The sequence below is a fragment of the Marinobacterium profundum genome (assembly GCF_001528745.1).
GTDB classification, from domain to species: Bacteria; Pseudomonadota; Gammaproteobacteria; order Pseudomonadales; family Balneatricaceae; genus Marinobacterium_A; species Marinobacterium_A profundum.
The window spans coordinates 44,891-69,835 of the sequence record NZ_BCNS01000175.1; the positions used below are offsets into that span (position 1 = coordinate 44,891).

Below are 24,945 nucleotides of genomic sequence, written 5' to 3' on the forward strand. Positions count from 1 at the left end.
CTGGAATGCGGCAGCGTTCCCCATTCACATTGTGCCCCCAGCCCAAAAAGCAAATCATGCAAACAGCGGTGGGCACCCCAGGGAATGCAGTCCAATACAGATGCAGGATGACATGACACAATCCCCCAGAGCAGCCATGCCAACACGTCCCCCAACGAAAGCGACTCGCTATGAGCAGGTGCAAGCCGAACTTAAAGCTACCCCAAAAGTATGGTTGGTCACCGGCGTCGCCGGCTTCATTGGCTCAAACTTATTGGAAACGCTGCTCGAACTTGACCAATACGTTGTCGGCCTGGACAACTTTTCCACCGGCCATAAGCGCAACCTCGACGAAGTCCAGACCCTGGTTTCGCAAACACAATGGTCTCGCTTTCAATTCATCAAAGGCGACATCTGCAACCTTGAAGACTGTCACTGCGCCATGGTCTTCCCCAAGACGCTACAGAAAGTAAACTATGTGCTGCATCAGGCAGCTTTGGGGTCAGTTCCCCGCTCCATTGAGGATCCGATCACGAGTAACGCGACTAACATTACCGGTTTCCTGAACATGCTGGTGGCAGCGCGCGATGCCAGGGTCACAAGCTTTACCTATGCGGCTTCGAGCTCCACCTATGGCGATCACCCGACCCTGCCCAAAGTGGAAGAGAACATTGGCAAGCCACTGTCTCCCTACGCGGTAACAAAGTACGTCAACGAGCTATACGCCCAGGTGTTTGCCAAATCCTATGGTTTCAGCACCATCGGTTTGCGCTACTTTAACGTCTTTGGCAAGCGTCAGGACCCGAACGGCGCCTATGCTGCGGTAATTCCAAAATGGACGGCAGCAATGATTCACAACGAGGATGTGTTTATCAACGGCGATGGCGAAACCAGCCGGGATTTCTGTTTTATAGAAAACACCGTGCAGCTGAATATCCTCGCCGCTACCGCACCAGCTGAGGCAAAGAACGAGGTCTACAACGTGGCACGGGGAGACAGAACCAACCTGAATACTCTGTTCGATGCCCTGCAAACCGCCCTGCTAGGCTGCGGCGTGACTTACACCAAGGCACCTGTTTACCGGGACTTTCGCGCAGGAGACGTACTCCACTCCCAGGCAGATATCAGCAAAGCACAAACCAAACTGGGCTACACCCCCATGCATCATATTTATGAGGGTATTGACCAAGCTATGCCATGGTATGTGCGAGCTCTGAGTTAATTTCATTCTTTCTTGGGTTGCGACCCCTCGCCTGGAGTAACGTAAAGTGAATTCCGGACACGCAACGGTGAGGCGACCACTCGCCAAGTGCCGTCATGACAATGTTGCCCGACAGTATGACGCAAAAAACCTGTATGCAGGCGATTACGCGCTAAATGCGGAGTGTGCTGTTTGAAAATGTGCCCGGAAAACGATTGGCCTATCAGGCTTTGCGATAAGACTAACAGAGCCGGTCTATTACACACATCAGGAGAGTCCACACTTGCAGCAACCCTTGGCGCAGACTATGTTTCATGGGTGATGGCTTAGAGTAGATTCCAGTTGTATACATGAGTATGGAGAGTAGAGAATTATGAAAGAAATGAGGCCCGTGAGGCTGGCTTGTACTGCGGTAATCATTTCGTTCGTCGTCCTGACCGGATGCACGACTCAACCCTACCCACCTTTAGCAACAGCTGTTGCAAAACACCCTCTTACTACAGACCCCGCCCAGTACAATTATCTGGTTGGCCCAGGGGACAGTCTGAATATTTTCGTCTGGGGCAGCCCGGAAGTATCTCAGACAGTCACAGTGCGTCCGGACGGCAAGATTACCTCGCCCCTTGTTGAAGATGTCCCGGTAAGTGGATTGACACCAACCCAGGTCGCGCGAAAACTCGAGGAGACCCTTGGCCTCTATATCAAGGAACCGATCGTTACCGTCATAGTTCAGGGTTTCATAGGTCCCTACTCCGAACAGGTCCGAATTATCGGCGAAGCAGATGAACCCCAGGCCCTGCCTTACAGGGAGGATATGACGCTATTGGATGTCATGATTGCAGTTGGCGGTCTCACTGAGTTTGCCAACGGCAACGGTGCCAGCGTGGTACGTATTGTGGACGGTAAGCAACAACAGTACAGCATCCGTATAGACGACCTCGTTGAGGATGGTGATATCTCCGCCAACGTCCATATACTGCCCGGAGATATTATCATTATCCCGGAAGCGTGGTTCTAGGCGATCGGAGTATTATCCATGCAAGATATTATTGACCAGGTAGTCTCCTACCTACGCGGGATTTGGATTTACAAATGGATTGCTTTACTACTATTTTGGATTATTTGCCTGATCGGCTGGCCGTTTGTCCTGAAAATGCCGGACCAATACATTGCCCAGGCAAAGGTGTACGTTGATACACAGTCTCTGCTGGCACCGCTACTGCGGGGCCTGACCATTCAGACCAACTCCGAACAACAGGTGCAGCTGATTGTAAAAACGTTGCTGACTCGTCCCAACCTGGAAAAAATTACACGCTTGGCTGATATCGATATTCAGGCAGAAAACGACACCGAATACGATGCCATCATTGCTCAGCTGGTAGCCAATCTCAAGTTGAGCCGGGCGGGCCGGGAAAACATATATGCTATATCCTACTCCAGCCACTCCGCAGAAAAGGCCAAAAAGGTCGTTGAGGCGACCTTGACTACACTCGTTGAAAACACCCTTGGAAACACAAGGGAAGACAATACAACCGCAGCCAACTTTCTGGACCGGCAGATAGCCGAATACGAGGCACGTCTGAATGAAGCAGACAACCTGCTTAAAGAGTTCAAGCAAAGAAACTATGAGCTGATGAGTTCCGATAGTGGATTTTATAGCCGTATCAACAGCCTAAAAGGCCAAACCAGAGCCATAGAGCTGGATCTACTGGAAGCCAAAACCCGTTTGGGTTCGCTGGAAAAACAGCTAGTCGGAGAGGAACCAAATTTTGGTATCATGGATGAAGCATTAACGCCGTTCTCCTACGATATTGTCTCCAGTTACGATGGACGCATCACTACACTGGAAAACCAACTAGATCAGCTGCGCTTGAAATACACGGATCAGCACCCAAGCATTCGAGAGACAGCACTTATTCTGAAAGATCTCCAGGCGAAAAGGGCACAAGAACGACAAGAACGACAACAGGCGCTACAAGCCGTTCAGACTACACGAGGAGACGGAGGCTTGAACGAAAACCCGGTTTATCAACAGCTCAAACTCTCCCACGCCAATGAAGAAACCACCGTTCGGTCCCTGGAAGTGCGCCTGGCTGATTATCAACAGCAGTTGGATTCACTACATAACAACGCCAACACCATCCCGGAGCTAGAAGCAGAGCTTCAATCGCTTCAACGAGGGTATTCTATTACCCAGCAGCAATATAATGCACTACTGTCGCGTCGCGAGTCGGCGCACCTGTCCGAACAGGCGGACGCCAGTGCAGATGGAATTAAGTTTCGTATCATCGAACCGCCACGCTTGCCTACAGCCCCCACAGGTCCTAACCGTCCCCTAATTTTGTCTGGCGTGCTGGCGGGCGCGGTCGGCATTGGCATCGCGGTTGCCTTTCTCATCTCTCAGCTCAGACCGGTCTTTTTTAACTCAAAACAACTCTTCCAGGTCACCGGTTATCCCGTATTGGGGGTGATCACCATGATCAAGGACAAGGAGTTTCTGAACCAAAAACGCAGGGAAATCCGCCTTTTTGGCGCTATTGCAGGATCACTGCTAGCGTTTTACGGGATGTTAATTTTCTTGCAGATGCTCCCAGACGCGAATCAACAGTTGCTTGCCTATGTTCCCGATCTCCCGAATACCTGGTTCCGCCAGGTTCAGCAGTTCGCCGACAGAATTCTCAACTATTTCTAGGGGGACTCATGAGCACAATTGAACGTGCACTTGAAAAAAGTCAGCAGATGGGCGCGAAAAAGCGGGAAACTATCAGTGTTGTCGATAGCCACCACCCTTTCGACGACACTCCGCCAGAGGCACCGGTGCCGCCGTCGGTGCAAACCGACGGACAGCCGCAACCTCCTCTTCACGCCACCCACGCCACATTGCAAGAGGATGACTCAATCGACTCCAACCCTGGCCTGACGGACAACCCTGCACAGCTCTATATTGATACAGATCGCCTTGAGCAGATGGGGCTGATCACGCCCACCGAAAACTTCACCCCAATCAAAGAAGAATATCGCTATATCAAGCGCCCATTACTAGATAACGCTTTCGGAGCCAATTCAGAACAACTTGTTAACCCCAACCTCGTTCTGGTCTCGAGCTGTCATGCGGGAGAAGGAAAGACGTTTACTGCGCTGAACTTGGCACTGAGCATGGTAACCGAGCATGACCGCTGCGTATTATTGGTAGATGCCGATGTGATCAACCCTAATCTCAGTCGCAGGCTGAATATTTCCGACAAGGCACTGGGTTTACTGGATTACCTGAAAGGCAAAGCCGAAGTCAGCGACATCATTCAGAGTACCAGTATTCCAAATTTCAAGGTTGTGTCCGCCGGTACTCGCCATCATCATGCGACTGAAATGATTGCCAGTGAAAGAATGAAATTATTTATGAAGGAGCTATCCAGCCGCTACAGCGACCGAATAGTGATCTTCGACACCTCACCTCTACTGGGCGCCAGTGAAACCAGTGTGCTGGCAAAGATGACAGGACAGGCATTGATTGTCATAGAAGAAGCTCGTACTTCGCAACGCCAGGTGGAACGGGCACTGAGCCTGCTCCAGCCAAAGATGGCAATAGGCCTGGTCTTGAATAAATCCAGGACCGGACAAAAGGATTATTATGGCTATTACGGCGCTTCTCAGCGATAACAGGGTGCGCTGGCTTGCGATCCGGTTAACAACCACAGCCATGCTCACACCGATAGCGACAGCGCAGGCCAGCGACTGGGCTTTTACCCCTGGGATACAGGTCACCGAGCATTACACCAGCAACCTCAACCTTAGCCCGAGCGCAAAGGAAACGAGTCTGATTACCGAGGTGCGCCCCGGTTTTTCCCTCTCTAAAGAAGGCTCTCATCTGCAGGCGAACCTGGACTATCGGCTCCAACTTCTGGACTATTCATCTGACCAGGGTAGCGATGACTACCATCATCAACTAGGTCTATCGGCCAACGCTGAGTTGATCGACGATCGACTGTTTCTAGATGCCAGTAGCAGCTACAGCCAGCAGTTAGTCAACAGTCGCAGTGCCAGTGCAGGCGACTCTTTGAGCGCCCCCGATAACTTTAGCGATACCTTCACCTTGCAGGTCACCCCCCGCTGGCGACAGCGGCTGGGTCGGTACACCACTTTCGGGGCAGACTTTTCCTACGATATGGTACGGTATGACGGTATCAATGATGACAGCGACGGTTATAGTACGAATTTTTTCCTCGACAACCAGTCCAACCCCAACAAAGTTTACTGGGCTCTCAATGTCGATGCTAATCTGGCTACACCCGATACCTCCGCAACAAACCAATCAGAGAGCATGAGCATTGCGCTGGGGTATCGATTTAGCCGCCTGCTAGACGGCAAGCTTCGATATGGTTATGTCGACAACCACCTCAACAATCCAACCCAGTCCGAGGCGCAGGCAGGCAGCTTCTGGGGGGCAGACTTAAGCTGGAACCCAAGCCCCAGAACCTCCCTAAGTGCGTCTTACAATAGCCGACTGCAGTCCATCCAAGGCTATGGAATAACTCTCAATCACCGGCAGAAACATACTAACTGGTTGCTAGCCTATAACAAGAATATCAGCAGTGTTCGTGAGGAGCTGCTGCAACTCACCCGAATCGGTACTCTGATCTGCCCGTCAACCGCTTCGTTTAGCATTGCCGACTGCCGGCTGGTTAGTGGGAACACCCCCGTTCTGCCTGGTCCTGGAGAGCAGGCAATCACCTTGGTCACGCCGTTGCCCACGCTCTCCGAAGAGCAGTTTATCCAACAAAGCCTGAACGCCAATCTGGTGATAAGTAAAGGCAAAAGCCTGTGGTCCCTGGGCCTTTTCAGAACGGAGCGAGAATTTCAGGTGCAAGCCCGTACCGAGGAAGATATGGGCGCAAGTGCCAGCTGGAGGATACAGGTGTCAGGACGAACAAGTCTGAGCACCCTTTATACCTGGTCTCGCCTGGATGGGGACTCTGGGAGCGCGGATTACCAGCGGGCGCTCTCGTTGAACATGGTACGGCAGCTAGGCGCAAACAGTTCTCTCAACCTCGCCTTAAAGAGCACCGAACGGGACTCTGCAGATGACAACCAAGGTTTCCAGGAGTATCGCATCACACTCGGGTTCAGCCATCTTTTTTAGCGAGCATTAACCTATGTATACGTCGTATTTCGGTTTTACCGCCAAACCTTTCCAGTTGAGTCCAGCGACGGAGTTTTTCTTTACAAGCAAGAGCCACAAGCGCGCCCTATCCTATCTGCATTACGGACTGAACCAGGGCGAAGGGTTTATCGTCATTACCGGCGAGATCGGCACCGGTAAAACCACCTTGATGCGTAAGCTCTGGACCACGATTGACCGCGACAATCTCGTCACCGCCCAACTGGTGACGACCAGGCTTGACGCCGATGACCTGCTGCGCATGATCTGTAGCGCCTTCGGACTACCTGCGGAAAACAAGCCAAAGGCGGTATTACTACAGCAGTTTCAGGACTTTTTGCAATCGACTCATCAGGCCAAAAAACGAGTCCTCTTACTGGTAGATGAAGCTCAGAACTTGCCCGCTAGCGCGATTGAAGAGTTGCGAATGCTCTCCAATTTTCAGATCAACGATACGCCCTTGATGCAGAGCTTTCTGCTCGGTCAGCCGGAGTTGCGAGCGATTATCCAGGACCCCAACATGGAGCAGTTTCGGCAACGCGTTATCGCAGCTTTCCACCTGCAACCCCTAAGCGAAGCGGAGGTCAAAGCGTACATCCTGTGGCGCCTTGGGGTAGCCGGCTGGAAAGAAAACCCCAGTTTCAGCGATAGTGCGTTCAAGGAAATTTATCTATACACCAAGGGAATACCACGAAAGATCAACGTCTTCTGCGATCGCCTGTTACTGCTTTGCTTTCTTGAGGAGTTTACGGTGGTGGATGAAAACACAGTCACTACCGTCGCTGACGAACTTGCAGAAGAGTTCTCCCCTCTATCATCGAACCTCCCCCTTCAACTGACCTCTAACGAAGGAAATGCAGATCAACGTCTGGCATCTGTTACGAATGATGTATCGGAACTGCAGAGAAAAATTACGCTCATTAACAAATATCTGAGCATCATGGTTACTGATAAGCTGGAGTTGTTGCAAACCCTGGACAAAAAGCTCAAGCAGGAAGTCAACAAGACGCTGGAAGATTACGATAGATAACTGAACGGCGCAAACCGGAAAATCTCCCTGCCAAGTGCGCTAATCTTTGGTGACTGCAATTGAACGCGTTAACTTTCGAAGCAGGTGCGGTACTAAGACAGAAAGTGGCATTTTTAGCACGTGACCACGCCAGTAAAGCAAAAACTTCGCCAGCCTATACCCCGGCTTTTTAGCCAGAGCATGATGGGGTATAAGTACGCGGGTGAATAATAGGTCTGCCACATATAGCTGTAAAGCGTTCGGAGTTCCAGTATCTCTCGCAGTCCAGATATCATCCGGTACCGGGCTGGACAAGCAATGTCGACAGTACCTTAAAGCGTAGAACAATGGCCTGACCAGCCGCAGTTCCTGTGCCCTGTGCTTAAGCTTTAGCCAGTCCTCCACCTTCAACTCTCGAACGAGGAGATCCATATCCGAAAGATCTCTCAGGCCACTCTCGAACTCTCCTTCAAAGAATAGATGCGTGGCACTGTGGATAATCATATCGTACAACTGCAAAGTTCCCACACCATCAGCATCAAAGTACACCTTATCCATTAACCGCTCAATATCAATACGAAAACGAAGCACTGGGAAGATATTGTGATGAATATCCAGTACTGTCTGTCTTTTGTAGTGAATCAATGGCGGAATTTCATGAGTCCATTCTCGATAATAGTACTGGTCATAATCATCGACTTTATCGGAATACCAACCGACTGTTTTTAGATGCCGCTCAACTTTGGACAAATCACATTTACGCACCAGTACATCAATATCAGCCAGGGTGCGGCCCTGTCCTGCGGACTTGTTCGCATAGATATAAGCGCCGCCCTTCAATAAAATGGGCCGTACCCCAATACTCAGTAGTTCCTTCGCCAGCAGTTTTACTTCCCATTGCACCTGCATGCGTTGCTTCTGTGCCTGAAGTGAGGCCGAAACCAGGTGATGATGCGCCTTTTGCGGCACCACCTTCAGTAGGTCGCTATCAGCCAATAATTGGTATAGCCGTGCCAGCAGGTTGGCCGATCGTCCCAACCGAACCGCTTGGTCCCACTGCTCATCTGAGTAGTCCTTCGCCAGAAAAGGATTACTTAACAGCGTCTCAAACACCCTGTGACCCTTCGCACAAACCATCAAAAAACTCAAAAACCTCTTCAAAGCGACTGTACTCCAGCGTGAAACAATCACACTGATCCACCAACCGGCAAGCCGTATCAAAACCCGATTTCCCAAGAATATGATAGTTGAAGCTATTGCCGATTAACGCCATTAATGCAGCCGGCTTCCGACAGGCACGAACATTCAAAGTTCGACCGGGTACGTAACGGGGAGTAATAATATGAGTCGGCATCGCTGTCTCAGATACACGGGAAGCCGTAGCTGCCGTTGGCTTCATAAGTGCGACCACACCCTTGGCTGTATCGTAAAATTTTTCCGTCAACTCTGCCTGGGGAAATGTTTTCTGCAGAAGATCGATTGACTCATTTTTCAGATTGACCGGACGCCCAATAGGTATTGCACGGGCCGTTGTGGGCTCCACCATCAGGATTTCATCGGAGAACAGACGCCAGCCATGCTGCATCAAAGCCGCTGACAGCGTGCTCTTGCCAGACCCTGGTGGCGCAGGAAGAATCACCATGATGCCATTTTTTTCGACACCGGCCGCATGGAAATGCAGATACCGGTGATACTGATTGGCGATACACCAATTCAAGCCCCATTCGAATAATGGAACCGCCTGTTGAGCCGGCAGAGGCTTGAATGGAGCGAAGCCATCAAGATAAAAATTCACCTGTGGGCGAACCCAGCGCCGCAATGACTCTGGCCGTTCAATCTGGATTCGAAAGTCAACAAATGCAGGCCGAGGCTCTGCTTTGTGAAACTGCTGATACAGGAAGGGAGTCCACTTTTTAACGTTATCAACACTGGAGGTTAGTGCGACCGTGAAGGAACCAAATTCGAACTGCCATGTATTATCCCCGTTGGCATCCAAAAGATACTGATTACTCAAAGTGCTCGCACCAGTTGGCACTCCTGCAGGGACTGCAAAGTTTCAACCACTATCCGCGGCAGTGTTTCAGCCTCGACCCCACACCCTGCGGCTTGCCCGATCAGCGACTCGGTTGTTTGCGGGGGATGGCCATCCAGACAACACAATAGGTGGTCTGCAAGCTCATTAAGCTCAAAAGTATCACCGGAAAAAGGATGAAACACCACTACACCATCTTCCCAGTGCTTGGAAGCCTCCGCGTAACTGAAATCAAGGCACCATTTCACCTTATCCATTCCGTATTGACCTATATCGCCATCCTAGCACTTTCAGCACTGCTGCCTCAGCCCCGTCTGTTCAACATTATTTGCGTTGAAGGTAGACAAAATTCCCTCCAACTGGGTTTCCTTCATAAAAACACCATTAACAGTGACCAACGCCTCGGCGATATCGCGGGGCGAATATGGATAAGCGACACCTGAGTGCAAGGCATTCAGTAATGCGGCGCAAACTTGTCTCGCGTAAGGGTCACTACCAAACAAATACGCCATTAACGGGGAACCAAAATCATTCTGCCACATGAGAGTGGAGCCGGACGTGCCCAGCACCTGTGTAATCAAGCTATTGAGAGTAGTGCCACCAACATAGGTGTAATTGATATTCGATGGTACACGGCCCTGCATGTCGCACTCATCACAGGGCTTATTGACCTTCTGTGGCCCCCCGTTCCCGGTAAGCCTTGGCTTATACATGACTCCAAAATCGAGCCCCGAAACAGCAGGCCAGTTGACGGGATGAGTCATCCAGTAATCCGGCGTCTTGCCATCTCCCAAGGGGGGGCAGTCATGCATGTGGTTGGAAAGATTGCCGCTAAGCATGCCCGAGATAGTGGTGCACTCATGCCCCTGCCCCCACGCTGACCGGCTGGGTAAAGATGCCATAATCGGTGTACCGGCAAGCCCGATGAGCAATCGGCGACGGATTGGGTCTGACTTTTTGGATTGTTTCTTATCGGCATCCATCATCGGTATCCATAATAGAAAATCCACGTCACCTGCAGAGGCTCTTCTGACGCTTAATTTTCAGTATTAGATCTTTACTGTTTATTATTTTGCAATATTTAAGCCATATAAATTTCACTTTAAAAACAACACCTTAATAAAGTAGCGCTCTGCCACTGTAATAAAAGCTGACACCTTAGCAAGCCCATGGGCCTTCAGACCACAAAGCCGGTCACCTGTCACACTGGATTGCATGCTTTTCTAGCAGCGCATATAAAGTGGGTCGGGTTATACCGAGCAGCTCTGAGGCCCGGGAAATATTATTGTCTGTAAACCCCAGCGCCCTCACGATCGCTCGCTTCTCCTGAGTATCGCGAACCTGCTTCAGATTCAGGGGCCAGACATTCTGTGCTTCCCCCAGTGATAACCCTAGATCACTGGCCGTGACTTGGCCACCATCGGCCATGATCACCGCGCGTTTAACTCTGTTCTCCAACTGCCGCACATTTCCAGGCCAGCCGTATTCCTCCACCGCCTGACAAGCTTCCTCGCTAAAGCCTTTCAACGGCCGCCCCAGCTCGTCGCAGTAGCGGTTGAAGAAGGTGCGAGCAATGAGTATAGCATCGCCAGGACGTGCCCGTAGTGGGGGAATGGTGATCACAAACTCACTGAGCCTGTAGTAAAGATCCTCCCGAAAACGACCGTCGCGGGTCATCTCTTCCAGGTTCTGGTGCGTCGCGCTGATAATCCGCACGTCCACCTCAATTTCCTGGCGCCCACCGAGTCGTTCGAAGCGTCTTTCCTGCAGAAAGCGCAGCAGCTTGGACTGAAGCGGCATTGGCATATCACCAATTTCGTCCAGAAACAGCGTGCCACGGTGCGCGCTTTCAACCTTTCCCGGAGTCTGTTTGACGGCCCCCGTAAAGGCACCTTTCTCGTAACCGAAAAGCTCGCTTTCCAACAAATTTTCCGGAATGGAAGCGCAGTTGATCGCAACAAAGCGCTGGCTGGCTCGATCGCTCAGGGCATGAATCGCTGTGGCCAGAACCTCCTTGCCGGTACCGCTTTCGCCCAGCAGGAGAGCGCTGATATTGGCTGGCGCGATGCGTTCAACAAGCTTGCAGACCTCAAGCATCTCCGTCGAGGATGCGATCACACCCTGTAATGGCGACTTTTGCAATCGAATAGCCGTAAGCTTGCGATTCTCCTTTTCCAGCTCGTGGAGCAGGAAAGCCCGCTCCAGTATTAAACCCAACGTATCCAGATCCATGGGCTTCTGGCAGTAGTCATAAGCACCCAACCCAATCGAATTCACCGCATTGACCTTATCGTCATTGCCGGTGAGGACGATGACCTTAGACTCAGGCTGAAGCTGTAAAATGTCCTGCAGTACCTGGATTCCCACCGAGGCATTGGCAGGATCGGGCGGCAAACCCAGATCCAGAGTGATCACATCCGGTTCGTATCGCCTTAATTGCGCTATGGCGGATTCCCGGTCGGCCGCGAACACCAGTTCGTACTGCTCCAAACCCCATTTGAGCTGTTTCTGCAGCCCCATGTCATCCTCGACAACCAATAGGAGTTTCTTGTCCCTTTCCCGGCCATTGCTCATACCGCTTTACCTATCTCTGATTCCAGCCCCCCATGTACCTTATACGCTGGCAGTGCTACACGAAATTCACTACCCTGCCCAAGCGCACTACTTACCTTAAGGGATCCCTGGTTCTGAACAACGAACTGACGGGTTTCGTAAACGCCGATCCCCATCCCCGCGCGCCCCTTAGTGGTATCAAAGGGCTTGAAAAGCCGCTCGCGTTGGAACTGCTCGCTCATCCCGCAGCCATTGTCCATCACACTAAAGATAGCCATACCATCCTGGTTGTCTACCAGCAAACGGACAAAACCCTCCGCGGGGGTCGCCTCCTGAGCATTCTGAACAAGATGACCAAGTACAGAGACGAGCTTGTCACGCTCGACCTTGAGCTTTAACGCCGTATCCAGCCCCTGAGGAATCACTAACTCCACCCTTGGCTGCTGGCTCTTCTGGTTTTGCTCGACAGCCCTGGCTATATCGAGCGCATTGACGACTTCGGCGTGTGCCGCAAGCGCACCTTGCTGCTTGAGTTGGCTCAACATCCTGTTCATTCGCTGTACTGCGTTGTCCAAAGTATCCAGAGCATCGTCCACAAATTCAGGATTGTGTTTGTGCCGCTCGGCATTCTTGACGACCATTGAAAGTTGAGCCACCACGTTCTTAATATCATGCACAACAAACGCCGAAAAACGATAATAGGCTTCGAACTGATGGTTGGCCGCAAGCTGATCGGTCGTTTCTCTTAGAGTGATCAGAGCAGCCAATTGGGAGCCGAGCGCCTTCAGCAGATCGTGATCTTCCCAGTTGAGAGTGCGTTCTGCCCGCGGATGGGCCAAGCCGACCAGCCCATGCAGCACACCCTGATGCAGCAAGGGTACCAACAGCCAAAGCTCCTCCCACTCCAGCAGGCGGTCCGCGATCTGAAGATCACCGTACTGAGCCGGCGCAACGCGGTACTCGGGCACCTCGATAACCCAGCCACTCTCCTGACAGAAATCCAGCAAGACCCCATCTTCACGCTTCGAAAGGTTGGAAAGCGGCTTGACACTACTACTCCCTTTGACAACAAACTCCCCACCTTCGCGCACCCATAGTATTCCTCCCAAGCTATCCAGAGGGTCAGCCATTCCCTGAATCAACTGCTCGTAATAATTGCTATCCAGCGGCAGCGCAGAAAAGTGCTCATTGGCCTTCATCCATTCCGCACGATAATCGTATTTGTAGGATAAAAAGTGTTTGCTGACCCAAACAGCGACGATCGCGCGAAAACGGCCCGAACCTATCAGCAGGCACAAAAGGGAAAGCGCCACGACAACAAACACCACACGAATCGCACTGCCCAGACTGGATTCAAACCAGCGCAGGTAGTAGCCGACCATCGACATGACCAGAAGATAGATCCCTGCCAAAAACAAACCAGTGGAAAAAAACACCGCCCGATGCGACAGGCGTAGCTGACGCTCCCCCTCTTTACTGCGGGCGATGGAAACCGCCATTAGCGGCGCCACTACCGCGCATACGAGACCGCGCACCTGCCACAGGGTCGCGTCCACCCGATTAAACAACAGTGCCTCTGAGTAGAGCAGGAAGTCGTAGCCGAACACCACAGCCGTGCCAACACAGAAAAACTTGACCGACCAGCGCTGCTCCCCGGGTATATTGCGGTACCACTGTTCCAGTAGAATAAGCGCCAGAATCACCAGCATAAAGGGACTAATCAGGGTGAGAGAGGCTGGTAGAACCTTGCCCCGCTCACCCAGTGAAAATTGCAATATATTCCCCAGCAATAGAACGATCAGTAGCGGGAAAAATCCCCATAACCACCGGTTGGACCAAAAATTTGGTGAGCCAATTCCCTGATTACTCGCATGCAGTCGCCACAACAGCAGGACCCAAGCGGCGTCCCGCACTATCTCCAGAAAAAACTGATTAGGGTCTGGTCCCTCAGAACTCGGGATACCAAGAAGCTTCCCGCCGCTGTTTAGACCCAAATAGCCGGACCACACAACCATCAACCCAAGCGCCAACAGCAACCATCCGCCCTGCAACCGCCCCCGCCACAGAAACAGGGTCAGTAGCAGTACAGAAGCATACGCCAGGGTCGCGGCCAGATAGCTAACTCCTGCAACCATCATTGGCAGTTCAACTCCCTTCACCCGCGCCTCCCTCAGATAATTCGCTGTCAGATTTCAGCCGCCCGTTAGGCTGGACAGCAATTCACGCAGATAGCGCACAGGAATTGCATAACTGATGCCACTAGGGTCACTCAGGACATCCTCTTTGGTCGATTTGACATAGACCCCGTTGATAATTCCGACCACGCTTCTGTCATCCGGATCATAGAGTGGGCTTCCACTGTTGCCGGGATACGCGGTGGCATCCAACTGGTACACCATTAATGGTTGTCGCAGCTGGCGGATCTTTTGTGCCGATAACTGTCCAGATGAACGTGCAGGTATCACCATAGGCGTGATGCTTGAAATCATGCCGCGGTGCGTCACGGGGTAAAGGCCCAGAACGGCGCCCAGGGGAAATCCAGTAAAAACGTAGTTCTCGCCCTCGCGAACAGTTTTGCGGTTCGAGAGTCTCATTGCGGGCAGACTGTCGGAGACCTTAAGCAGTGCCAGATCGTGCTGACCTTCAGAGGCGACGATCGTCGCCGGAATCACTCGAGGATTATTCCCGGTACCAACAAAGACCACCAGCTGCTCTTTCTTGCGGTCGTCCAATTCAATATCAACGACGTGGGCGTTGGTCGCTATATAGTGGCCATCCCCCACGACAAAGCCGGTGCCTGACAAGCGTGAGGGCGGACGGCGACTTGGCGAATAAGTACCAATGCCAACGATAGATGGCTTAACTGCCGATACAGTATCCGCCAATTCAGACGCCTCAGCATAGCCGCTGCCAAAGCCCGCCATCAGGATCAATCCGAGCCAGGCCCAGGAGCTACGATGCACTACACGCCCATCTATCATACCGTTCTTCATCCCGATCAATACCGCCAGGCAAGCAGCAATTGAAGAGCAGTATAGTCACGAAGCACGACCTCTGTGGATCATACAACCTAGGTTCTTGCGGCACCCAGGAAGGCCTTATGGCAATGGCGATATATCCTGCAGAGCTTTTCAATCATGCGGTTTAACTCAATACAGGCCGACTCTGCCCCACCGTCGACTACACTTATCGAGCGCTGCTTACCGAACACGTTCAGAACAAAACGTCAGCCAAACTTTTTTGCCAGGGCGACTACCCTCTCAAGAGAATGACAAGGAATTCAGAGCTATGCTCCCTGCCCCATCCCCCGTGATATCGACAGACTATGCGATCACTATCGATGTTGAGGACTATTTTCACGTGGCGGCGTTCGAAACGGTTATTTCTCCCGAGCGCTGGGAACAGTATCCCTGTGGCATTGAAGTCAACGTCCGGCGTATTATTGCCTCGCTGGACGCGGCTGCTGGAAAGGCGGGAAAAGCGACCAAAGCCACTTTTTTTGTTCTCGGCTGGGTCGCAGAGCGTTACCCCGACCTGATTCGGGAAATCGCCGCGCTTGGACATGAAATAGCCAGTCACGGCTATCATCACCAGCGGCTGAACCATCTTTCTCAAGACGAATTCAGGCAGGACATAACCGCGTCCAAAGCGCTATTGGAAGACTTGATCGGGGCTCCAGTGGCGGGCTACAGAGCCCCCAGCTTTTCGTTTGACGAAAACAGGCCCTGGATTCAGGATGAGCTTCGCGAAGCGGGGTACCGCTACAGCTCCAGCATCAATCCCGTTCCACATGATCTATACGGCTACCGGCACGCCCCGCGCACGCCTTTTCTATGGGACAACGGTCTGCTGGAAGTTCCGGTAGCTACTGCTCAGGTGCTCAACCGACGCATTCCCTGTGCCGGTGGCGGCTACTTTAGGCTCTACCCCTATCCCCTGTCCAAACGACTACTGCAAAAGGCCGCCCGGCAGCTGGGCGGGCCTGTTGTTTTTTATATTCACCCCTGGGAAATCGCGCCTAACCAACCGAGAATTCAATCGGCATCGGCAAAATCGAGGTTTCGACACTATTTGAACCTGCACCGAACCCTGCCAAGACTGGAGCGGCTGCTAAGCGATTTCCATTGGGGAAAAATGTCTGATCTGCCGGTTGTGATTCACCATTCAAAGTAAACACATAAATATTGCTGTGTAGCTTGCCTACAAAGGCTTTACTGTCAACGGAAAGCCCACAGGGACGGCTTTTTTGTAGCCCTGATCGCTCCTCAGGTTCGAGGAACCTGTACCTGATAGGTATAAATAGAAAAAAACAAGAAAAGCCTCCTCAAGCTAGACTTGAGGAGGCTTTTTTCGACCTGGCATGTTTCTAACTGGCAATTAACCCGATTACTTCAGGTCAAAGCCTGTCAGGGGGTGAATCTGGAAGTTGCCGCCGTTGAGGTAGCCATACACTTCGTAGATCATATTGTCCTTATCGATATTGGTGACCTCGCCGTCCGCGTTGAACGCGGGCACAACGCCCTGGTAGATCCTGATATGGTAGAAATCAGCGCAGTCGCAGTCGGCAACATTGCTGACAACCGGGGGATTAGCAAACGGATCGTTGCCAGAACCCTTGGGTGGGCATACGGCACCGTCTTTCTCCTTGTTACCGGGTTCGCCCAGATCCTCGATATGAACCTGGAACCAGTGGTAGGTTGCCCCGGGCTGATTGGGCTTGTTACCCGAGGGCCCTGTCTGGATATTGGCAAACTCAGGACTCACTACACCCACACTCGAGACGGTAAGGTTACCTTGCCAATCGATATTCTTGAAGGTGCCGATACCGACGAAATCGATCTGCTTGTTGGGCGCGGGCCGCGCCTGCCTGCACCAGCCCTCATCCGTACAAATTATTTCATCGATTTCGGTGCCGGCCGGGGCGCTTGAAGTGCCGGCATGGAAGGTAAACTTCAGCTTGTCGGGGCTATCATGGTTAGTGTGGGTCCACTCGCCCTTAGGCTGGGGCTGCAGGGCCGTATTAGCGCCGGCCTGGCCACCCATGGTATACCGATACGGATCCAGCGCAACAATACTGGACTTCTTGCTATTGCCCTTGGTGACAGTGGGAGTAATCAGACCCTCTGCGAAAGTGCCATCATGACCCGCTGCGCCGCTCTCGGGAATCCCCGAGGTGTTATTGCCACCGCCTGTAACCCGGCAAGCCATTTCCGGAGGGAGATACTGGAAGGCATTATTAGGGTCACTTTGAAGCAGAAGGTCAAGCCCCGACACGCCATTAACCAAGCCCGGGCTGGACTGAACAGGCCCATTAGGTGTTTCAAACATTCTGGATGGATTGGTTTCCTGGTAAGCGATGACCTGGCTGTTATTAAAGGGAATTATCGTGCCCTTGTCGACACCGCTGATAAAGAAAGCCTTGTTCACGGACTGCACCAACACGGCAAGACTTTGTGAGCCCTCACCGCACACGGTTTTCACGCCTGCCCAGTCGTTGGTCAAGAATTGATCCAGGTTCTCAAGGCCTGAGCCATCTGGATTGGTGCAGCTAGAAACGGTAAAATTACCCGACAATTGCGTCAGTTGTCCGGACAGGATCAATTCGCCATCCTGAAAACCCATTCCGGACAGCGGGTTGGCCCGAACCCCGTTAGTAAAATCGTCGTAGTATATCTCGAAGTAACTGTCCTCGGCGTCAACGTCGACGTCTAGGCTGAGCAGTACGTTGGCAGCATCTTGGCTTGTGATTTTGAGACCATAGCCCACGTTTACCGTAATTTCGTAGCCTATGTTGAGACCGGACAGCCCTCGGGGGTCACCGTTGAGGTCGGCCACACCAGCTAACATCGTATGACCGAGGCCTGTGGCCTTAGTGACGGGTTGCAGCGGTATTGCACCTACAACCAATATGCTCCCCGGTGCCCAGTCAAAAGAACCGACTTCTACCGCGTCGTTGCCCTGGCCGTCCGGGTTGAACTGAATCGGCGTCGCTGCCTGGGCGAAAGACAGTGACAGCCCCAAGCCGATGGCCAATGTCATTGATAATAATTTGGATGTAAATTGTTTGATATTCATGTTGAGCTCCTTGTAACCGACCTTGTAAAAACCATGTCTATTAAGAGCCATCCATAGCCAAGGAAAAAAAGGACTGTGACATCACTGGCACAATCCTTGTCGCGACTTGCTATTTTCGCTTACCAGCCAGCGGTTAATTCTTTCTGGCGTAATGGTTTCGGCTTCCAAATCCCAAGAACAACAGACCCAAGGCAAACAGCAGTACTGTGCTAGGCTCAGGAACCTCTGTCACCGTTGTAAAGGAGTTATTGGAGTCCGTCTGCAACAGGATATCGGGGCCGCTCAAACCGTTGAACTGACCTATATCAACAGAGCCATCGCCGGTGTTGAATGTGCCACCCGCGCCGTTATCATAGGAATTGGACGGATTGGATTCATCGAACGGGATTACGTTAGAGGTGTTAAAGAACATTTCCTGCAGAAATGTCGCGAGTCCGGTTATAAAGAAATTTGTGTCCTGAAAGGTCACAGTCGCCTGTAACGAGGTCGCTCCCTCACCACTGATGGTTTGCTGACCACCCCAGTTGTCAACAATAAACTGATCAAGCAGTGAAGTAATCAGAGTATCACCAGCACTGAAAGTGCCGCTGTTGTCAAGGTCATTGAAGCTGACAGTAGCGGTGAAGTTACCGCTGACATCGAACAAGGAGCCGCTCAGAATCAACTGACCGTCTCCGTAACCCAGGCCAGTCAGCGCGTTGGATTGAAGCCCGGACAGGTCAGTCAAATCATCGTAGTAAACTTCAAAGAAATTAACGGTTTGCACGGGAGCTTCTTCAAGCGTAATGGTCTGTTTAAACTGACAAACACCCGCATTACAGGTTGTTGGATCTATAACCGTATTGGTAATAAGGTTTGTAAAGCCGGTGATAAAGGTAACTTCAAAGAGCGTATTCAGCCCGGTGGGTGTAATGGACGTGCCATTTGTATCTATTGTAGCGGCCAGGGCCGCGTGGGAATACGACTCGAATGTGGTTACTCCTCCGGGCAGTACAGCGTCGACGTTGAGAGTAGAGCCTACTGACCAATCCAGAGCGCCAATATCGAGAATTTCGACACCGTCGCCATTAGCATCGAACTTGATAGCATCGGCGGCAAACACCTGCGCTGACAAGGTACAGGCCAGGGCTAAACCCGCGGCCAAGAGTGTTTTAGTATTCATGTGCGTCACCTTCTTAGGCTGCGCGCCTGCATGGTTAATTGAACTCGACTCGGGGGTCGACTGTACAATTAATAATAAGCACAGCCCATGCCTATCTAACTATTTATCAAATAAAACAAAGAGTTATATTTACATAAGCAGATACACAGAAGGGACTAAAGCGCTTTGTGTAAAGAAAGCTGACGCGATACGCAAGACACTTGGCGATTATTTAACCGACGACGTCGAAACCTTGAGCAGGCGAGCTGGATTACCACCCCAAACCTCCCCAGAGGCAATACGGGTGCCCTTGCCCACCACGGCACCGGCCGCTACCATGGCTCCATCGCCGATGGTTACACCGCTCATGACAATGGCCTTGGCACCCACGGTAACATTGTCACCTATGCGAATTTTGGCGTGCGAAAGGTGATGCCCTTCCAGGGCGTGGCTGAACAGTACAGCATCGTGCCCAACCAGTGTATTGGCCCCAATCTCAGTCAGAGGTGGGTCCATTATCACCCCGGCACTGAAACTATTGTCTCCCAAGCGTGCACCCAGAGCCTGGTATAGCAGGCGCATCAGGGGCGTGGGCAACAGGTGATTACGGGTCAGGGGGTAGAACAGCAGCAGGTAAAACAGCAGGTACACCTGATAACCAAACTCCTCACCGGAGTGCGCAGCGATTTCGCCTTCCTTGAGAGGAAAGTAGCGCAGGAAAATCCGGTAAACGGCAATGCCATACAGATACACCAGAAGAACCCAGCCAAGGGTCATGATCACACCCCGAAAATCCCCCAGCGAAAACCTGCCCAACAGGAGATAGTCCGTGCCCGTGGCCAGCACCACTATAAGCAACAGTAACAGGGAAAAAGTCAGGACTGGAGCTGCGGTAATCTTGCGCATGGCGATTCCCTATTAAGGAGGGGTTAGTCAGGGTGCAACGCCGGATGCCCGCAGTCAACCGTTCAATTCATCCAGTAATTTCTGCGCCTGCTGCATGCCAGGGAAAGCCATCTTGCTGTTCAGCAGCTCGGTCAAAACCTTGGTTGCACGCTGCTTGTCCCCGCTTTGCACCAGAGCCTGGGCCAGGTGGAAGTGTATCTCTGCATTCTCCGGGGCCTGCTGCACGGCATTTTCCAGCAGTCGCACGGCACGTGCCTCCTGCCCGGACTGAGCCAACAGAATCACCGCCAGAGTATCCTGAACCGTCGGCGTCGGGGACAGCTTGTAGGCCTGTTCCGCGTAGGCGACCGCCTTGCCAGGCTCAGTATCCCTGAGCAGCCAGGCAAGGTTGTTCAGGGCGATGACATGGTCCGGATTGCTGCTGAGGATGTCGATAAAAGCCGCCCGAGCTTCAAGTTTGCGATCCGCTAGCAGGTAAAGATTGGCCAAGTTGTACTTGATCACAGCGTCATTCGGGTGTTTTTCGAGCCACTCCTCCATGGGATTGAAGGCCTGTTCATGCTCCCCTGCCTGCCACAGGGCAAGTGCATATTTCACCACCAAGTCATTGCGCTCGGGCGCCAGTGCCAATGCCTGCTCATAAGCCTCAACTGCCTTTTGGGGATTATTCAGCGCTGTTAACAGTTGGGCGTCCTGGAGATGCACTTCCAGATTGCCCGGATGATCCTGCTTCAGCTTATCGATGAGTTCCCGGGCCTGATCCCATTGCTGGCGCTGCCTCATAAGGCCAAGCATGGCAATTCGAATATCAAGGTGCGTGGGGTCCAGTTGATAGGCTTTTTCCAGAGCGGTGACAAAATTTTTGCCGTCCCCGTTTCGGTAGTAGGCCTGGGCCAGCAGGTAATGGCTGGGAGCCGATGCCGGCTGCTGGGCAGTCAGGCGTTGATAGGTATTGATGGCACTCCGATAATCCCCGGCTTCCGCCTGGGCAGTGCCCAGAACTCTGAGCACCTCCGGATCTTTGGGGGCAGCCCTGGCCGCTTCTCCGATCACTCGCAATGCCCGAGCAGCATTGCCTCGACGCAACAACGCCTTGCCGAGTAAGACGGCGGGTTCTGCTTCTGCGGGATTCTGTTGCCACACGTTTTCCAGCAATGGCATGGCTGATTCTTCCCGGCCAATCAGCAAATTGAGCTTAGCCAGTGAAAGGCTGATGCGAGGATGATCCGGGTTTTGCTTCAAGCTATCCTCATAGAAACTCAGGGCCTGATTAATATCACCCCGCTGCAAGGCAAAAACGGCCAGGTTGTGCGAGGCGCTGGCGTTACCCGGTGACAAATCCAGCACTTTTTCGAAAGTCCACAAGGCCTGATCCCCCAGCCGGTTGGCGAGAAAAGCCCACGCGAGACCGAGATGGGCCGGCACACTTCGAGGGCTCTTGGCCACCCAGCGCTCGGCGGACTCCAGTGCCTTGGTATTATCACCAGCTTGCATTTGCCCCAGAACCAGGCGCAATTCGAGATCATCCGCGCCCGGATCAAGTGCAATTGCCTTTTCCAGCTCAGCCGTAGCCTGGTCAACCTCCCCCTGCGCCATCAGGGCCAGCCCGAGCTTGGAGCGCAGATCCGCCGAGTCAGGCTCAAGAGCCACCAATCGCTCCAGTTTTTTGATCGCCGGGTCCGGTTTGCCCTGCATCAATTCCAACCCCGCCATCAGCTCCAGCGCCTGGCGATTATCCGGATTGCGCTGCAGCACCGATTCGAGCAATGGCTGTGCATTCTCCAGATCGCCCTTGCGCAGCTGCATACCAGCCAGCGTGGTCGCCGCCTGGCCAGACTCAGGAACCAGGTTGAGAAAGTTTTTGAGGTAGGTGTCCGCCTGATTTTCGTTGCCCTGAACCAGATGGGTAAGACCCAGGTAATACTGTGCCGGGGCATAGTCGCCGTAGCGATTCAGGGCCTGTTCAAAGGCCGTCTGTGCATCTCGATATTTCAGTTGCTGAAATTGAATCAGGCCGCGGGCGAAATATTTGCCCGGATAGTTATCCGAAAGCTTTGCGATGTCCTTTTCAGCGCCCTCAATGTCCTTGCGCTGAATGCGCAGGAACACCCGCTGGGCGATGTACATCGACTTGTTGACCGCAGCGTCGATGGCCCGGGTATAGGCATCCTCCGCCTCTTCGAGGTTACCCTCGGCTTCTTCAACCCTGCCTCGCTGACTCAAGACTTGCGGATTATCGGGTTGAATTTCGAGTGCCTTTTCTACCCACCCCCGCGCGGCCGCCAGATCACCTTTTGCCTGGTTAAGCTGAGCCTGACCCAGTAAAACCACAACAGAACGACTGTCAAGCTCCAGGGCTGTGTCTAGCTCCGACCGGGCCTCCCTGATTTTTCCGGTTAGTAGCAGGCTCTTGCCACGCAAGGCCAGCAGTTCGGCCTGCTGCTCCAGGGAAAGCGAGTCTAAGGGCCTGTAATTTTCTAGGATTACCTTATATTCCTGTTGAAGAAACAATGCGTTAGCCAGCGGAACCAGAACCTCCTCCTGGGTTATCCCTTTGCTCTGCGCCTGGCGCAACTCCTTTTCTGCGGAGGTACCGTCTCCCAGTTCTATATAGGCCTGACCCAGTAACAGACGGGCCTGTGCGTTATCCGGGTTAGTCTTGAGAGCGTTTTTCAACTCAACGACAGCGGTTTGAATTTCCCCCCGGGCTACCGCTTCCCGAGCCTGCTGGAGATACTCCTCGTCCGTCAGGCTTTGATCGCAGCCTTGCAGTATGAGTAACAGCACCCCGCCCAACAGGGCCTGCAAGATCTTTTTATGCAGGGGTAGCATGGTTGAACGACTCACCAATTCCGAGCGACCCATGGTTATTGTGCTCCACCGTGTGTTATTAAAATCGATAAAAACAAAACTTCACCAATCCCTTGTGCCCCATGGAGATAAAGGCCTGCGGGGCACTGACTGGCCGACAAGCCAAGAAACAATTTCCAGCATAAGATTGTATTAAGCAATGGCTTAGCGACTCCCTGTTGATTCAAACATCGACCTGTACAACAACTCAGTCAATCGAAGCTTATTAAACTGTAGTTCAATATAGTCGCCATTTCTCAGCGCAGCAGGGCATGTTTTCGGCCCATATTGTTGAAAAACCAAGCTTTCACGGCGCTTGCCTGGCTTGATGACAGTGAGGATACCCAGGTATCTGCATGGACGTTGCTCCCGACACAGAGCCCAACCAGTAAAACCCGCAGGGCTGCGACCCAGTAATCCACTCAGATCCCATCCGGCGGGGGTCCTGCTGTGGGGAAACTCAACACATACTGAAGCACGCTCGCTTTTGCCGGTTGGTCGAGGATCTTGTGAATCATCAGCGGGCCTGCGACACCAGGGCGTAGCATCTCCGGCTAAACCGGGACCTTTCAGCCATCGCGTTTAAACTGCTCTGCAACCAAATCTGCAAAGTTTCTTTCTGGCCTACAGGTCGCAACCTGCCCCATTACCGTCTTGGCACAATCCCGATAACTGCCATTCTCCATCATCATCTCTACAACCTGTCGCAACCGGGAAGCAGTGGTTTGACCTGCGCGTATCAGGGTGCCAACCCCTGCCTGTTCCAGATAGGACATATTCAGATACTGATCCAGATTACTGGCAATGCCGACGACCGGTACACCAACAGCCAGAGCTTGCATGGTGGTAGGGCTGCCGCCATTACAGATCACCAAGCTGGCGCGTGATGCCGCCTGGTCACCGGGTAAAAAGTCTGTAACCCAGATATTGTTTGGCTTTTTCTCTAACTGGATCAGACCTGCAGTAGCGACAATAGCGGTCACAGGCAGCTGCTCTAACGCTTGCAGAACTCTGGGCAATAGCTCACTTTGTCCGGAGCTGCCCAGAGTCACATAAATAATGGGCTTATCGGTAGGCAGATCATCCCACCAGAGTGGCAGCGCAACACTGGGGGACCAATTAATTGGGCCTATATACCGGTGTGTCGCAGGGCGATCAAACGTCGGTACGAGTTCAGGAAGGTCGGCATAAAGCGTCAGATCGGCGTCGGTATAGGTCCGCATAAGATCCAGACCCAGCGACGCTAGACCGTATTGCTTCCTGACACGATTCAGCGGCAGGGTATGCAACGCAAAAGCCAGGGGACGCACCAGATTAAAGAGTTTATCTGCCACCCTGGTGCCGAACAGCCGAGTAATTGGCAACTCAGGTACCCTATATTGTGGCCTCGCGTACGGGCTCCAATAAGCGTTAGAGATGGCCATATAGGGGATACCCGCAATGCGCGCGCTCACCGACAATGACTGGCGGAGGTCTCCAATTATCAGACCTGGGCTGACCTCCTTGATCACCTCAAGATCTTCCTTGACATAGGACTGGAGTGTGGTCGTGTCAAAGAGAGGCCGCCCACTTGCTAATGTTTCCAGAAACGCCTGACTGGAGATGGACTGAATAGGCCGCCAAGGCCTTTGCAGCACCCGAAAAAGATCGCGATATCGGGGATGGCAAGCAAAGTGCACTTCGTAGCCAGCGTCTTCCAGGACATGCGCTAGAACCATGGGCCTTGCCACGTGGGCCAGGGTGACCGCCTCGGCGAAAAACAGCACACGACTAGTGTGCTTTTCCTGTTTATCATCAGACACATCCGAAATGTGCTCATTTATTTCGCCAACTTGCGATCCTGCAGCACTTCGATTTATTTTTTCCGACATTATAAAATCCTTCAAATCAAACCTCGGGGGAACCTGAGGATCACTGGCGCGACTTGATCCTATCCGCCCGATAATTACAACCCGCCCCGCCTTTGCCGCCGTCAGCACTTACTGCAACTTTGCAGAGCAAGTGCCTGCCCGACGCCACCGACAAAGGTCATTCCCCACACAGG

The 24,945-nt window shown here is 52.6% G+C and carries 19 protein-coding genes; 7 read left to right on the plus strand and 12 right to left on the minus strand.

Translation table 11 applies throughout. From position 1 onward, the window contains the following. Positions 1-136: 136 nt before the first annotated feature. The 6 genes from MPRO_RS20915 to MPRO_RS20940 all read left to right on the plus strand — a co-directional run bounded on the left by MPRO_RS20915 (position 137) and on the right by MPRO_RS20940 (position 7,365). On the plus strand, positions 137-1,201 hold the full coding sequence (locus MPRO_RS20915; protein ID WP_067297875.1) for an NAD-dependent epimerase/dehydratase family protein: 1,065 nt from the start codon (positions 137-139) through the stop codon (positions 1,199-1,201). A gap of 352 nt (positions 1,202-1,553) precedes the next feature. Next, positions 1,554-2,198: an XrtA/PEP-CTERM system exopolysaccharide export protein gene (locus tag MPRO_RS20920; protein ID WP_245635164.1), complete on the plus strand. Its 645-nt coding sequence runs from the start codon at positions 1,554-1,556 to the stop codon at positions 2,196-2,198. An 18-nt stretch (positions 2,199-2,216) separates the two neighbouring features. Then, positions 2,217-3,872, plus strand: coding sequence for an XrtA system polysaccharide chain length determinant (locus MPRO_RS20925; protein WP_067297877.1), 1,656 nt, complete (start codon positions 2,217-2,219; stop codon positions 3,870-3,872). 8 nt (positions 3,873-3,880) lie between these two features. Next, on the plus strand, positions 3,881-4,837 hold the full coding sequence (locus MPRO_RS20930; RefSeq protein ID WP_067297880.1) for an AAA family ATPase: 957 nt from the start codon (positions 3,881-3,883) through the stop codon (positions 4,835-4,837). Next, complete coding sequence (locus MPRO_RS20935) at positions 4,809-6,317, plus strand: TIGR03016 family PEP-CTERM system-associated outer membrane protein (protein ID WP_067297883.1); 1,509 nt, start codon at positions 4,809-4,811, stop codon at positions 6,315-6,317. The genes MPRO_RS20930 and MPRO_RS20935 overlap by 29 nt, the downstream gene beginning before the upstream one ends. A 13-nt stretch (positions 6,318-6,330) precedes the next feature. Further along, positions 6,331-7,365, plus strand: coding sequence for an XrtA/PEP-CTERM system-associated ATPase (locus MPRO_RS20940; RefSeq protein ID WP_067297885.1), 1,035 nt, complete (start codon positions 6,331-6,333; stop codon positions 7,363-7,365). A gap of 39 nt (positions 7,366-7,404) precedes the next feature. Here the strand turns inward: MPRO_RS20940 and MPRO_RS20945 are convergent, their stop codons facing one another. From MPRO_RS20945 to MPRO_RS20975, 7 genes are all read right to left on the minus strand, one after another. After that, complete coding sequence (locus MPRO_RS20945; protein ID WP_158651906.1) at positions 7,405-8,457, minus strand: nucleotidyltransferase domain-containing protein; 1,053 nt, start codon at positions 8,455-8,457, stop codon at positions 7,405-7,407. Next, complete coding sequence (locus MPRO_RS20950) at positions 8,450-9,358, minus strand: HprK-related kinase A (protein WP_067297891.1); 909 nt, start codon at positions 9,356-9,358, stop codon at positions 8,450-8,452. The genes MPRO_RS20945 and MPRO_RS20950 overlap by 8 nt, the downstream gene beginning before the upstream one ends. Then, a complete protein-coding gene (locus tag MPRO_RS20955; protein WP_067297894.1) occupies positions 9,355-9,633 on the minus strand; it encodes an HPr-rel-A system PqqD family peptide chaperone in 279 nt (92 codons plus the stop codon). The genes MPRO_RS20950 and MPRO_RS20955 overlap by 4 nt, the downstream gene beginning before the upstream one ends. Positions 9,634-9,666: 33 nt before the next feature. After that, complete coding sequence (locus tag MPRO_RS20960; RefSeq protein WP_158651907.1) at positions 9,667-10,362, minus strand: hypothetical protein; 696 nt, start codon at positions 10,360-10,362, stop codon at positions 9,667-9,669. 208 nt (positions 10,363-10,570) lie between these two features. After that, positions 10,571-11,950, minus strand: coding sequence for a PEP-CTERM-box response regulator transcription factor (prsR, locus tag MPRO_RS20965; protein ID WP_067297901.1), 1,380 nt, complete (start codon positions 11,948-11,950; stop codon positions 10,571-10,573). Beyond that, entirely contained in the window at positions 11,947-14,088 is a 2,142-nt protein-coding gene (prsK, locus tag MPRO_RS20970; protein WP_158651908.1) for an XrtA/PEP-CTERM system histidine kinase PrsK, read from the minus strand. Before prsK ends, prsR begins: the two co-directional genes overlap by 4 nt. A 33-nt stretch (positions 14,089-14,121) precedes the next feature. Next, positions 14,122-14,922 (minus strand): S1 family peptidase, encoded by an 801-nt coding sequence (locus MPRO_RS20975; protein ID WP_245635165.1) that lies wholly within the window; start codon positions 14,920-14,922, stop codon positions 14,122-14,124. Between the two features lie 295 nt (positions 14,923-15,217). On the opposite strand from MPRO_RS20975, the gene MPRO_RS20980 reads away from it, so the two are divergent. Next, positions 15,218-16,102 carry an XrtA system polysaccharide deacetylase gene (locus MPRO_RS20980; RefSeq protein WP_067297907.1) on the plus strand — a complete coding sequence of 295 codons (885 nt, stop codon included), beginning with the start codon at positions 15,218-15,220 and terminating at the stop codon, positions 16,100-16,102. Between the two features lie 213 nt (positions 16,103-16,315). Here MPRO_RS20980 and MPRO_RS20985 read toward each other — a convergent pair whose 3' ends face one another. The 5 genes from MPRO_RS20985 to MPRO_RS21005 form a co-directional block, all read right to left on the minus strand. Further along, positions 16,316-18,004, minus strand: a complete 1,689-nt coding sequence (locus tag MPRO_RS20985) for a hypothetical protein (protein WP_067297909.1) — start codon at positions 18,002-18,004, stop codon at positions 16,316-16,318. A 133-nt stretch (positions 18,005-18,137) separates the two neighbouring features. Beyond that, positions 18,138-19,166: a PEP-CTERM sorting domain-containing protein gene (locus tag MPRO_RS20990; RefSeq protein WP_067297912.1), complete on the minus strand. Its 1,029-nt coding sequence runs from the start codon at positions 19,164-19,166 to the stop codon at positions 18,138-18,140. A 207-nt stretch (positions 19,167-19,373) separates the two neighbouring features. Next, positions 19,374-20,051: an acyltransferase gene (locus tag MPRO_RS20995; RefSeq protein ID WP_067297915.1), complete on the minus strand. Its 678-nt coding sequence runs from the start codon at positions 20,049-20,051 to the stop codon at positions 19,374-19,376. Positions 20,052-20,105: 54 nt separating this feature from the next. After that, entirely contained in the window at positions 20,106-22,916 is a 2,811-nt protein-coding gene (prsT, locus tag MPRO_RS21000) for an XrtA/PEP-CTERM system TPR-repeat protein PrsT (RefSeq protein ID WP_067297918.1), read from the minus strand. Positions 22,917-23,470: 554 nt separating this feature from the next. After that, entirely contained in the window at positions 23,471-24,772 is a 1,302-nt protein-coding gene (locus MPRO_RS21005; RefSeq protein WP_245635166.1) for a glycosyltransferase, read from the minus strand. Positions 24,773-24,945: the final 173 nt, after the last annotated feature.